General features: G+C 43.5%; 10 protein-coding genes and 1 other annotated feature. Of the genes, 2 read left to right on the top strand and 8 right to left on the bottom strand.

Annotated elements, in window-relative coordinates:
- Positions 1–14: 14 nt before the first annotated feature.
- Entirely contained in the window at positions 15–1,574 is a 1,560-nt protein-coding gene (gene rny, locus Q0E03_RS01190; protein WP_294834882.1) for a ribonuclease Y, read from the bottom strand.
- Between the two features lie 262 nt (positions 1,575–1,836).
- Positions 1,837–2,033 (top strand) — a binding site (T-box leader).
- A 35-nt stretch (positions 2,034–2,068) separates the two neighbouring features.
- Here rny and thrS point away from each other — a divergent pair.
- Entirely contained in the window at positions 2,069–4,009 is a 1,941-nt protein-coding gene (thrS, locus tag Q0E03_RS01185; RefSeq protein WP_297128882.1) for a threonine--tRNA ligase, read from the top strand.
- Between the two features lie 56 nt (positions 4,010–4,065).
- Here thrS and larC read toward each other — a convergent pair whose 3' ends face one another.
- Both larC and larB read right to left on the bottom strand, forming a co-directional pair.
- Positions 4,066–5,190, bottom strand: coding sequence for a nickel pincer cofactor biosynthesis protein LarC (larC, locus tag Q0E03_RS01180; protein ID WP_297128430.1), 1,125 nt, complete (start codon positions 5,188–5,190; stop codon positions 4,066–4,068).
- Positions 5,191–5,193: 3 nt separating this feature from the next.
- On the bottom strand, positions 5,194–5,946 hold the full coding sequence (gene larB / locus Q0E03_RS01175) for a nickel pincer cofactor biosynthesis protein LarB (RefSeq protein WP_367270207.1): 753 nt from the start codon (positions 5,944–5,946) through the stop codon (positions 5,194–5,196).
- Between the two features lie 269 nt (positions 5,947–6,215).
- Between larB and Q0E03_RS01170 the strand changes: the two genes are divergently transcribed.
- Complete coding sequence (locus Q0E03_RS01170; protein WP_297128427.1) at positions 6,216–7,496, top strand: O-acetylhomoserine aminocarboxypropyltransferase/cysteine synthase family protein; 1,281 nt, start codon at positions 6,216–6,218, stop codon at positions 7,494–7,496.
- A 78-nt stretch (positions 7,497–7,574) separates the two neighbouring features.
- Here Q0E03_RS01170 and hypE read toward each other — a convergent pair whose 3' ends face one another.
- The 5 genes from hypE to Q0E03_RS01145 are packed head-to-tail and all read right to left on the bottom strand — an operon-like array spanning position 7,575 to position 12,506.
- Positions 7,575–8,552, bottom strand: a complete 978-nt coding sequence (gene hypE / locus Q0E03_RS01165; RefSeq protein ID WP_297128424.1) for a hydrogenase expression/formation protein HypE — start codon at positions 8,550–8,552, stop codon at positions 7,575–7,577.
- A gap of 4 nt (positions 8,553–8,556) precedes the next feature.
- Positions 8,557–9,594, bottom strand: a complete 1,038-nt coding sequence (hypD, locus tag Q0E03_RS01160) for a hydrogenase formation protein HypD (protein ID WP_297128420.1) — start codon at positions 9,592–9,594, stop codon at positions 8,557–8,559.
- On the bottom strand, positions 9,591–9,809 hold the full coding sequence (locus Q0E03_RS01155; protein WP_297128417.1) for a HypC/HybG/HupF family hydrogenase formation chaperone: 219 nt from the start codon (positions 9,807–9,809) through the stop codon (positions 9,591–9,593). Before Q0E03_RS01155 ends, hypD begins: the two co-directional genes overlap by 4 nt.
- A 3-nt stretch (positions 9,810–9,812) precedes the next feature.
- A complete protein-coding gene (gene hypF, locus Q0E03_RS01150; protein ID WP_297128874.1) occupies positions 9,813–11,879 on the bottom strand; it encodes a carbamoyltransferase HypF in 2,067 nt (688 codons plus the stop codon).
- A gap of 3 nt (positions 11,880–11,882) precedes the next feature.
- Positions 11,883–12,506, bottom strand: coding sequence for a 4Fe-4S dicluster domain-containing protein (locus tag Q0E03_RS01145; RefSeq protein WP_297128413.1), 624 nt, complete (start codon positions 12,504–12,506; stop codon positions 11,883–11,885).
- Between the last annotated feature and the right edge of the window lie 8 nt (positions 12,507–12,514).

Below are 12,514 nucleotides of genomic sequence, written 5' to 3'. Positions count from 1 at the left end.
ATAGTTATTTTTTACTATTTTGCAACATCTGAGTGTCGGCTTTCACGGATGATATTAACCTTAATTTGACCCGGATATTCCATTTCCTCTTCAATTTTCTTTGCAATTTCGTGTGCAATATATGGCATCTTTTGGTCAGAAATTACATCCGGCTTAACCATAACTCTTACTTCACGGCCTGCCTGAATAGCATATGCCTTTTCAACGCCGTTAAAGCTTGTTGATATTTCTTCAAGCTGTTGCAAGCGCTTGATGTAGTGCTCGATATTTTCTCGTCTTGCGCCCGGTCTTGAAGCGGAAACGGCATCTGCTGCCTGAACAAGACAAGCAACGATTGTTTTGCATTCAACATCACCGTGGTGAGCCTGAATTGCGTGAACAACAGCTTCGCTTTCTTTGTACTTTCTTGCGTATTCAACGCCGAGAGCAACGTGGCTTCCTTCCATTTCGTGGTCAAGAGCCTTGCCTATATCGTGGAGAAGACCTGCTCGTCTTGCAAGCTTTTCGTCTGCTCCGAGTTCTGCTGCCATAAGGCCTGCAATGTATGATACCTCAAGCGAGTGCTTGAGAACGCTTTGTCCGTATGATGTACGGTATTTGAGTTTACCTAAAAGTTTTACAAGTTCAGGGTGAACAGAACCGCAGTTTGCACTGATAACGGCTTTTTCGCCCTCTGCTTTGATTGTTTGGTTGATTTCTTTCTTGGACTTTTCGTACATTTCCTCAATTCTTGTAGGATGAATACGACCGTCTTGAATTAATCTTTCAAGTGTCAAACGGGCAATTTCTCGTCTTACAGGGTCAAATGAGCTGACTGTGATAGCCTCAGGGGTATCATCAATGATAAGCTCAACGCCTGTGATTTTTTCGATAGAGCGGATGTTACGACCCTCTCTGCCGATGATGCGTCCTTTGATTTCGTCTGACGGAAGCGAAACAACCGAAACGGTGGTTTCTGCTGTGTGGTCAGCCGCACAACGCTGAATTGCCGTGCCGATGATTTCTCTTGCGATTACATCGCTTTGATCCTTAATCATTTGCTCGTGTTCAAGAATTCTTTTGCTTTTTTCAATATCAAGTTCGGATTCAAGGGAACTCATAAGCTGAGCCTTTGCATCCTCTTGTGATAAGCCCGAAATTCTTTCAAGCATATCAAACTGACTTTTCTTGATGCCATCGATTTCAAGTAATTTGTCGTCTGCCGATTTAAGCTTTTCGCTTAATGATTCGTTTTTCTTTTCCAGCGTATCTGCTCTTTTGTCAAGATATTCTTCACGCTGGTTAAGTCTTTTTTCTTGTTTTTGAACTTCGTTTCTTCTTTCACGGATTTCTTTGTCTGCGTCTGAACGAAGCTTGTGGATTTCGTCCTTAGCCTCCATAAGCTGAGTTTTCTTTGTGCTTTCAGCCTCGGAAAGCGCATTATTCAAAATCTTTGTTGCCTGCTCGGTTGCATCACCGATTTTTGCGGTATCGGTCTTTCCTCTCTTGGTGTAGCCAAGCATAAATCCCAAAACACCAAAAAGAGCAATGCACACAAGGGCAATTACTATAGTAACAATAATACTTACTTTCATATCAATAGCACCTCCTTCTGTTTTTAATTTTTACATAATTGTTAATTTCAATTCATCAGAAAAGGTACAGTTTTATGCAATTTTGACATTTGATAACCAAATATTCAATAGGTTATTATACAGAATGTCACAAATATAATACTTCAATATGTAGTATTTGTCAAGAAATTATTTTACAATGTATAGTATAATTTGTGTCGAAAAAATTGTGGCTTGACAAATAAAAACAACAGTGCTATTATACTTTCGAAAGAAAAATAAACAAAAATCTTTGATGAGGATATGACGGCTTTTGGGCGACTTCAGAGAGCATTCGGTTGGTGAAAGAATGTGTCAAGCAGAGTTTGTTACCGCCTCTGAGCACCTTTAATACAGGTCGGGAGCTCCCGTTACAGAGCATTGAGAGGCGATTGTTCAATCGCAATTCAGGTGGAACCGTGGATTTTATTCACCCTGTTTTTCAGGGTGATTTTTTTATTTTTAAGGAGGATTAGATTATGAAAATCACATTAAAAGACGGCTCAGTTTTGGAATATAACGAAGCAAAGACAGCCGGCGACATTACAAAAGACATTTCTATGGGACTTTTCAGAAACGCAACCTGCTGCAAGATTAACGGCGAGGTTAAGGATTTGAGAACAGTTATAGATGCCGATGCCACACTTGAAATCCTCACCTTTGATGACGAGGACGGCAAAAAGGCATTCAATCACACCGCATCACACATTATGGCACAGGCAGTTAAGCGCCTTTATCCTGAAGCAAAGCTTACTATCGGCCCTGCTATTGATAACGGCTTCTATTATGACTTTGATGTTGAAAAGTCATTCTCACCTGAGGATTTGACAAAGATCGAAGCTGAAATGAAGAAGATTGTTAAGGAAAACCCTGAAATCAAGAAGTTTGAACTTCCTGCCGATGAGGCAATTGCTCTTATGGAAAGTAAGAACGAGCCTTATAAGGTTGAACTTATTAAGGAGCACGCAGAAAAGGGCGAGCCAATCAGCTTTTATGAGCAAGGCGAATTCACAGAGCTTTGCGCAGGTCCTCACCTTATGGATATGAAGGTTGTAAAGGCATTTAAGCTGACCCAGTGCACAGGTGCTTACTGGAGAGGCGATGAGAAAAACAAGATGCTTTGCCGTGTTTACGGTACTGCTTTTCCAAAGGCTTCAATGCTTGAGGAACATCTTGCCGCTCTTGAAGAAGCTAAAAAGCGTGACCACAACAAGCTTGGCAGAGAACTTGAGCTTTTCACAACAGTTGATTACATCGGTCAGGGCTTGCCTATTCTTCTTCCAAAGGGAACAAAGATTATTCAAACTCTCCAGCGTTGGGTAGAGGATGAGGAAGAAAAGAGAGGCTGGTTGCTTACAAAAACTCCTCTTATGGCAAAATCAGACCTTTATAAGATTTCAGGTCACTGGGATCACTATAAAGAGGGTATGTTCGTTCTCGGCGATGAAGAAAAGGATAAGGAAGTATTCGCACTCCGTCCTATGACTTGCCCGTTCCAGTATCAGGCATATCTCAACAGAGCAAGATCATACCGTGACCTTCCGCTCAGATATGACGAAACATCAACTCTTTTCCGTAACGAAGCATCGGGCGAAATGCACGGTCTTATCCGTGTTCGTCAGTTCACAATTTCAGAGGGTCACTTGATGTGCCGTCCCGATCAGCTTGAGGACGAATTCAAGGCTTGCCTTGAACTCACAAACTATATGATGGATGTTTTGGGACTCAAAGAGGATTTGACCTATCGTTTCTCACAGTGGGACCCTGAAGATTCAGAAAAGTATATCGGCACAAAAGAGCAGTGGGATGAGGCACAAGGCGTTATGAAAACTATCCTCGATGACCTCGGCATCGACTACAAGGTTGGTGTTGGCGAAGCTGCTTTTTACGGTCCGAAACTTGATATTCAAATCAAGAATGTATTTGGCAAGGAAGACACTCTTGTTACAATCCAAATCGACCAAATGCTTGCAGAAAAGTTCGGTATGGAATATGTAGACAAGGACGGTCAAAAGAAGAACCCTTATATCATCCACAGAACTTCAATCGGTTGCTACGAGAGAACTCTTGCTCTCCTTATCGAGAAGTATGCAGGTGCATTCCCGACTTGGCTTTCTCCTGTTCAGGTTAAGTTCCTTCCTGTTGCAGACAGACATCAGGATTATTGCCGTGAGGTTATGTCAAAGCTTCAGGCAGCAGGCGTTCGTTGCGAACTTGATGACAGAAGCGAAAAGACAGGCTTCAAGATTCGTTCCGCACAAATGGAAAAAGTTCCTTATATGATTATCGTTGGCGATAAGGATATTGAGGCAAACACAATTTCTGTTCGTTCAAGAAAGAACGGCGACGAGGGTGCAACCTCTGTTGACGAATTCCTTTCAAGAATTGTAACCGAAATTGCAACAAAGGCAAGATAAAATAGCACAAAAACAGTACAAACCCCTGTAAAGAGAAAAACTTTACAGGGGCGTTTTTATTTTTCAATCATTTTTCTTGCTTCAAAAACCGAGATGTCGTTTTCTTCCGCAATTTTTACAATATCGTCAAATTCGATTTTTTCGGTTTCTGTGCCGTAGCCTTGCGAACGCTTTATGCGAACACCGTTTTTTTCACATATTTCTCTGTCGAGGATTGCCCGTGCACATTCGATTTGTCGAATTCCGAGAGTGGTTGTGTGTTTGAACATCTGCCGTGTGAGTTCGTCTTTGTCGGCTGGGGAGCAGATAACCGTAAATTCAAATGCAGGTCTGCTCTTTTTCATAACAATCGGCTTGAAGTATGCGTCTTTTGCTCCGAGAGTGAGCATTTTGTTCAGCGCATATCCAAGTTCCTCGCCCGTCATATCGTCAATTTGACAGCGTAGTTCAAACACGGTGTCGGTGTCGCTTTCTTTGATAAAAGCCCTTATGATGTTCGGCTTTTCAAAATCTTTTGTGCCGGCACCGTAGCCGACTTTTTCGTATTCGCTGTTTGAAGCGGAAAACTCGTTTGCAAAAAATTTGACAAGCGCCACTCCTGTCGGAGTTGTCAGCTCATTTTTTATGTCGCCCGTAAAGCACGGTATCGAACTTAACAGTTCCGCAGTTGCAGGAGCAGGAACAGGCATAATTCCGTGCGCTGTTTTGACCTCGCCAAAGCCTGTTGCAATCGGTGAGCACACGATTTTGTAAATCTGCAAATAATCAATCAGCAAACAGCAGGCGGTGATGTCAATTATGGCATCCTTTACTCCGACCTCGTGCAGGTGAACATCGGCAACCGTTGTGCCGTGCACCTTGCTTTCCGCTTCGGCAATCAGTTTGTACACAGCCTTTGCATTTTCCTTGACTTTTTGCGGAATGTCAAAACCGTCAATGATATTGTATATCTCGGATATGCTCGTGTGAGTGTGTCCGTTTTCTTTTATTGTCACATCAAATTTTGATGCTCTGATACCGCTTTTTGTTGTTGTATTTAGGCTGACGGTTACATCACATAGTAATGTATTTAATTTATTTATTATATGTTCTTTATCTTTTTCATTGAGCGTGTCAAGCAGAGAAGCACACAGCATATCTCCTGCAACACCCATATTACATTCTAAATATAAACTTTTCATATGTTATTCCTGATGATTTATCATACTTGCAATGTACGCTGCACCGAAACCGTTGTCGATATTAACCACGCTGACATTGCTTGCACAGCTGTTGAGCATTGCCAAAAGAGCCGAAACTCCGCCAAAACTTGCGCCGTAGCCAACACTTGTAGGAACGGCAATAACCGGGCAGGAGGCAAGACCTCCGATGACGCTTGCAAGTGCGCCCTCCATTCCGGCAATTGCAATGACCGCCTTGGCGTTTAACAAAAGTTCCGCCTTGTCAAGCAGTCTGTGAATTCCCGCAACGCCGACATCATACATTTCAACAACTTCGTTGCCAAAAGCCTTTGCCGTAATCACAGCCTCTTTTGCACAGTATAAATCCGATGTTCCTGCACAGCAAACAACGATTTTGCCCTTGCCGTTCGGTTCGGGGATTTTGCCTGCAACGGCAGTTCTCGATTCCTTGTCGTATTCAAGGGTGATTGTGCGGTTTATATATTCAGCCTTGCTCTCGTCAATTCTCGTGATGAGCACGTTTTTTTCTCCGCTGTCAAGCAACTTTTGTGCAATCGCTCTGATTTGCTCGGAACTTTTGCCCTCACCGTATATGACTTCCGCAACACCGTGACGAAGCGAACGGGAGGTGTCAACATTGGCAAATCCGATGTCCTCATATGGCGCGAGTTTGATTTTTTCAAGTGCGTTATTGGGGGAAATATTGCCGTTTTGCACGCCTTGTAATATGTCTAATAATTGTTCTTTGTTCATCATATCACCTAATGTTTATTATCCATATAAATGATGTGTTGTCAAGTTTTTTGAAAAAAATATATAAAACCTATTGACATAGTAGGTATTGTGAGTTATAATGCAAACATAACAACAAAGCCTACCAATGCGGTAGGCAATAGGAGAACGATTATGAAGAATTTGTTTGAAAGGCTATTACGTCAGAATTTTCGATTTGGGCGAATGTGATTTTGTGAGCGTTTTATCATTTAGTTTTACAAAATCACTTTAACTTGAAAGGAATAAACATTATGGCTAACTTTAAATTTGAAACTTTACAACTTCATGTAGGACAGGAATCACCTGACCCGGCAACAGATGCAAGAGCGGTGCCGATTTATCAAACAACATCATATGTATTTCGCAACAGCGACCACGCACAGGCAAGGTTCGGTCTTGCAGATGCAGGCAACATTTACGGCAGACTAACAAACAGCACTCAGGATGTCTTTGAACAAAGACTTGCGGCTCTTGAGGGCGGTGTGGCAGGTTTGGCAACAGCTTCGGGTGCGGCAGCAATTGCGTACACATTTCAGGCTTTGGCTCAGGCAGGCGACCACATCGTTTCTGCAAAAACCATTTATGGCGGAACATATAATTATCTTGCACACACATTTCCTCGTCACGGAGTAACAACAACTTTTGTTGACCCGGATGATGTTCAAAATTTTGAAAATGCAATTCAGGACAACACAAAGGCAATTTTCATCGAAACCTTGGGCAATCCAAATTCAAATATTATCGACATCAAGGCAGTTGCCGAAATTGCACACAAGCATAATATTCCACTTGTGATTGACGACACATTTACAACCCCTTACTTGCTTCGTCCAATCGAGCTCGGTGCAGACATCGTTGTTGCTTCTGCAACAAAGTTTATCGGCGGTCACGGCACAAGCCTCGGCGGTATAATCGTTGACAGCGGTAATTTTGATTGGAAAGCTTCGGGCAAATTCCCGCAAATCGCAGACCCGAACCCAAGCTATCACGGAATCAGCTTTGTTGACGCAGTTGGTCGTGCGGCGTTTGTAACCTATATTCGTGCAATCATTCTTCGTGACACAGGTGCAACAATTTCACCGTTCAACGCATTTTTGCTTCTTCAGGGAACAGAAACCCTCTCGCTTCGTGTTGAGCGTCATGTTGAAAATGCAAAAAAGGTTATTGAGTATCTTAATGCACATCCTCTTGTTGAAAAGGTGAACCATCCGTCACTCGACCCGAAGTATCAGGCACTTTATAACGAATACTTCCCGAACGGCGCAGGTTCAATCTTTACATTCGAAATCAAGGGTGGAGAAGCAGAAGCAAAGAAGTTTATCGACTCGCTTCAAATCTTTTCAATCCTTGCAAATGTGGCAGATGTTAAGTCACTTGTTATTCACCCTGCAACCACAACTCACTCACAGCTCAGCCCTGAGGAACTTGCAGAACAGAACATCAAGCCGAACACTATTCGTCTTTCAATCGGCACAGAGCATATTGATGATATTCTTGCCGACATCGCTCAGGCTTTTGAGCAAATTAAATAACCCTCTCTGCATATTTTATGCTAAAATGAAAAAGATGAATCGTATCCATATGGTGCGGTTCATCTTTTTGTCGTCTTATCAGCAAATTCTCGGAAGCCCCTCGCCGATAAGGACATTTATTTTTCTTTGTCCGCCAAGTCGTGTGTTTAGCATAACGCCCTCGCCGTTCGTGACTTTGCCGATTATCGTGGCATTTTCACCGTATTTGCTGTTTTTCATAATCTCCACAGCCTTGTTTGCTTGCTCACTCGGAACAATTGCAACCAGCTTGCCCTCGTTGCCCATATGCATAATGTTCAAGCCGAGAATTTTTGAAAATGCTCTTACTTCATCTGTGATTGGAATTGCGGTTTCCTCAATCTCAATTTGTTTTTGAGATGCGTTTGCAAGTTCGTTGAGCACGGTTCCGAGTCCGCCTCTTGTGACATCTCGCATACAATGTATGTCAATTCCGCCGTCAATGAGATTTTTCACTATGTCGGTCAGCGGAGCGTTGTCGGATTGAATGTCGTTTTCAATCTCCATTCTTGCAGAGAGAATTGTTGCGTGGTGGTCGCCCATAGTTCCGCTGACAATCACGCAATCGCCGTCTTGCAGATTGGTTGAAACAATGTTTTCGCTGTCCGCAAAGCCTATTCCCGTGGTGTTGATGTACACTCCGCCGTTGCCCTCGATAACCTTTGTGTCGCCTGCAACAATACATACTCCCGCTTCGCTTGCCGTTTTTGCCATTGATGATGCAATAGCTTCAAGCGTGTCGGTGTCCGCACCCTCCTCGATGATGAATGCGGAGGTTATGTATTTTGGCACAGCACCTCTCATGAGCAGGTCGTTCACCGTTCCGCAAACTGCAAGTCTGCCGATGTCACCGCCCTTGAAAAATAGGGGAGTCACAACAAAGCTGTCGGTCGTTATCGCAATTTTGCCGTGTCCGTCAACAACTGCGCTGTCCTCCATCATATTTAGTATTGGGTTGGAAAAGCGGCGTGCAAAGATTCGGTCAATCAGCTCGCTTGTCGCTTTTCCTCCGCTTCCGTGTGATAATGTGATTTTCATATTTTTACTTCCTGTTGTTGGTTATATAGTTGTAGCAAGTGCCCTCGATGCTCACCATACAAGCACCTTTTGGATTTTCGGGTATGCAGATTTTATTGTATAAAGGGCAGTCGGTCGGCTTCTTGTTTCCCGATATTATCTCACCGCACAAGCAACCTTTTTGGTGTGAATAATCGTTGGTGAGTTCTTGTGAACCTGCGTCATATTCTGCAAATTCCTGTTTCAGAGCCATTCCCGAGCCTTTGATGATTCCTAGTCCTCGCCACGGTGCATCGTATTCTTCAAAATATTTGTGCACGATTTCGTATGCCTTTTCGTTGCGTTCGCTCGGTACAGCGTTTTTGTATAGGTTGATAACCTTGCCTTGCCCACGCAGTTTTACCAAAGCGTAGATTGATGATAAGATTTCTTCCGCCTCAAATCCGCTGACTGCAAACGGAAGATTGTATTTTTCGGCAAGCGGAACAAAAGCGTTGCTTCCTGTAATTACGGCAACGTGACATGGTGCAATGAAACCGTCAATCTTGTTGTCGGCTTCGCAAAGCGTGGCAATAACATTCGGCATAGTTTTCAGCGCAGTCAAAAGTTGCACATTTTCAATTTTTTGTTTTATGATTTCGTCAAGCAGAAGTGCGTATATCGGCGTTGTGGTTTCAAATCCGACAGCCGCAAACACAAAATTTTTGTTCGGTTCTGCTTTTGCAAGTTCAATCGTTTCCATCGGGGAATACACCATTCTGATGTCCGCACCGTCAGCCTTGATGTCTTTCAGCGCACTTTCTTTGCCGGGAACTCTAATCATATCGCCGAATGTGACGATTACATTTCCGCCGAGTGCAAGCTCAATCAGCTTGTCAACATAGTCCGAAACCGTAACGCATACAGGGCAACCCGGACCGCTGATGAGATGAATTTTGTCGCTGATTATTGACGGAATTGCATTTTCGCTGATTGAAGCCGTGTGAGTTCCGCAAACTTCCATAAGAGTGATTTCTTCGCCGTCATATTCTTTCAGAGCCTTAATTACATCGTTTATGTTCATTGCCCAAGTTCCTCAAGTTCGTTGAAAAGTTCAACCATATATTCAGCTTCGCTTTCGGGTAAAACCTGAATTATCAGCCCTGCGTGAACCAAAACCCAGTCGCCTACCTTGCAGTCAACTATGCCTTTGTTGACCGTTGTGATGTTTGATGAGTAGTCGATTTTTGCCGAGTTTCCGTCAATTTCAATTATTTTTCCCGGTGCCGCAACACACATAGCTTACACCTCTTTCTGTTCGTCAAGTGCTGTCAAATATGCTTGACCGAGGCAAAGCCCTTGGTCGCCTGACGGCACTTTGTTGTTTATGTATACTTTTATGTCGTTTTGATTTAGCAGTTCAAATGCTTTTTTAGTTAAAATTCTGTTGTTGAAACAGCCTCCGCTGAGCGTGACTTGATTTGCGTTGTACTTCTTCGCAATGTTCACTATCAACCTTGCAAGCATGTGATGAAATCCGAGTGCAATTTCTTCCTTTGGTGCGTTTGCGTTTTTGATTTCTTCAATTATGGCTTTCGGTGACAGGGTAGGGGTCAGCTCAAAAGCCTTGCTTGCCTTTCGTGCCGTGTGTTCAAGCGCTATTGCACATTCGCCCTCATAGGTGTTGTAGTGGCAAATGTCAAGTGCCGATGCAACAGCATCAAACAGTCTGCCCATACTTGATGAATTGACGGTGTTTATGTTGTGTTCAATCGCACTTTTGACAAGCGGATTGCTTCCGTCATAGCAGGCAAGGCAGATGTCTGCGTTTTTTGAAACCTCGTCACTTGCAAGCATTTTTGTGTATTCAAGGTGCTCAATTCTTTTTCTGTTGAAAAACACCTCACCGCCCCAAATAGCACCGTCTGTGCCGTAGCCTGTGCCGTCAAAAACAAAGCTCAACACATCGCCTTTTAGTCGGTGCTCTGCAATAACGCTGTATGCGTGTGCCAAATGGTGCTGATATTCGTCGTTTGATTGCATTGCCGTTGATGAATAATATAAAGGGTGCATATCGCAAACGGTTTTTTCGGGTGTAAAGCTGTGGAGTTTGCAAAAACGGTCAATGTTGCTTTTGTATGCTTCAAAACATTTTGCATCTTCCAAATCGCCGAAGTATTGCGACGGATAAACATAGTTACCGTGCATAATTGCAAAACTGCTTTTTAGGTCACCGCCAAGGGCAAGAATGTTGCTTTTTGCCTTTATTCCAACATCAATTGCAAGCGGAACATATCCTCTTGCACGGCGGATGAACTGCACCTCTCCTGCGTTGATTTGCACCACGCTGTCGTCAAGAGGCGTGAGTATTTCTCGGTTGTGAGATAGAATTTTCACACCGAATTTTTTTATTTCCTCATCGTCAATTATTATCGGCTCGCTCGATAGGTTTGCACTCGTCATTATGAGAGGCGAAACTTTGTCGAGTATGAGGATTTGTATCGGATTGCACGGCAAAAATGCACCTATGCAGTCCGAACCGTCACACACTCCGATAGGGAATTCTTTTTTCGCTTTTAGCAAAACTATCGGTCGTGCAGGGGAGAGCAGTAACTCTTGCTCCTTGTCGGAGATTTCGCAGTGTTTTGCAATTTCGTCAATGTTCTTGAACATAATTGCAAACGGTTTTGTTTCTCTGCCTTTGATTTCACGGAGGTTTGTTGCACATTCTGTTTCGCATAAGCACGATAGGTGATAGCCTCCGATGTCTTTTATTGCAAGGATTTCGCCGTTTTTCAGCGTTTGCACAGCTTTGTCGATTGTGATGTTTGTTGTAGGACCGCAGTTGTTGCACGCAATGGTTTGTGCGTGACACCTGATATTCTGCGGTGTCGTGTATTCCTTTTGACATTCGTCACAAAGGGGGAACACGCTCATTGTGATGTTTTCTCTGTCATACGGCAGAGTGTTGATTATTGTATATCTTGCTCCGCAGTTGATACAGCTGATGAACGGATGGTTGTATCTGCGGTTGTTTTCGTCTTTTAGTTCTCGCTCGCAATTCGGGCAGGTTGCCAAATCGGGAGTGATGAACGGAATGTCGTTGTCGTTGGTGGAATGAATGATTTTGAATTGAGTGTAGTCTTTGTTTTCCGAAATTTCTTGATTGAATGATTTTATGCTGAACAAGCCGATAAGGCGTCGGATAAATTCCTCCAACGCCTCATTTTCTGCCTGTGCGATAATTTCAACATTACCGCCTGTGTTTTTTACTTCGCCTTTTATGTCAAGCTCTTGTGCGAGCCTCAGGGCTGTGGGGCGAAATCCGATACCCTGAACAATACCTGAAAAGGTGTATTTTTTAGTAATGCTTTACGCTTCCTTTTTGTAGGTTACTTGTCCGCTTTCGCCGTCATCTTTTGTGTAGCTCAAGCTGTGGAATTTCAAGCAGGCGTCAATGCATGCACCGCATTGCACACATTCGTCACGGTTGATGCTCCAAGTTTTTTCGTTTCTGTCAACTGTAATGGCGTTTGACGGGCACTTCCTTGCACAAAGTCCGCAAAGAATACATTTGCTCATATCGTTTTCAATCTTGCCCGATGTCAAAGCAGGTGAGTCATTTGCTTCGGCTTTTTCTGCCTTTGGCGGTTCCGGGATTGGCTGAGAATATGAGTCAACCGTCTTAGTTCTGCTTGGCTCTGTGTAGCCGGGTTTGATGTGCAGGCACTTTTTCGGACAGCCCGAAACACAGTTTTCGCATTGCACACAACCCATTCTTTCAATCGACCAGGTTCTTGTTGCACGGTCAACCTTGATTGCGCCCGACGGGCACTTTCTTTGGCACATTCCGCACATAATACAGTTGTCTATATCAATTTCAATGTGACCCCTTGAACGCTCCGGATAAACCGCAGGTTCGGCAGGATAATTCTTTGTTGCCGGCTTGGAAAAAAGGTTTTTCAGAGCAAAGCCGGTAAAATCCATAAGCTTCATTTCTTACT

The sequence above is a fragment of the uncultured Eubacterium sp. genome (genome assembly GCF_934525195.1).
Lineage (GTDB): Bacteria > Bacillota > Clostridia > Oscillospirales > Acutalibacteraceae > Eubacterium_R.
This window is presented reverse-complemented; position numbering and strand designations above follow the sequence as displayed.

What these genes read in the sequence shown, in the direction of transcription:
- rny (WP_294834882.1), bottom strand. Translation starts at nt 1,574, where the DNA reads ATGAAAGTAAGTATTATTGTTACTATAGTAATTGCCCTTGTGTGCATT.
- larC (WP_297128430.1), bottom strand. Translation starts at nt 5,190, where the DNA reads ATGAAAAGTTTATATTTAGAATGTAATATGGGTGTTGCAGGAGATATG.
- larB (WP_367270207.1), bottom strand. Translation starts at nt 5,946, where the DNA reads ATGATGAACAAAGAACAATTATTAGACATATTACAAGGCGTGCAAAAC.
- hypE (WP_297128424.1), bottom strand. Translation starts at nt 8,552, where the DNA reads ATGAAAATCACATTATCACACGGAAGCGGAGGAAAAGCGACAAGCGAG.
- hypD (WP_297128420.1), bottom strand. Translation starts at nt 9,594, where the DNA reads ATGAACATAAACGATGTAATTAAGGCTCTGAAAGAATATGACGGCGAA.
- Q0E03_RS01145 (WP_297128413.1), bottom strand. Translation starts at nt 12,506, where the DNA reads ATGAAGCTTATGGATTTTACCGGCTTTGCTCTGAAAAACCTTTTTTCC.
- Q0E03_RS01155 (WP_297128417.1), bottom strand. Translation starts at nt 9,809, where the DNA reads ATGTGTGTTGCGGCACCGGGAAAAATAATTGAAATTGACGGAAACTCG.
- Q0E03_RS01170 (WP_297128427.1), top strand. Translation starts at nt 6,216, where the DNA reads ATGGCTAACTTTAAATTTGAAACTTTACAACTTCATGTAGGACAGGAA.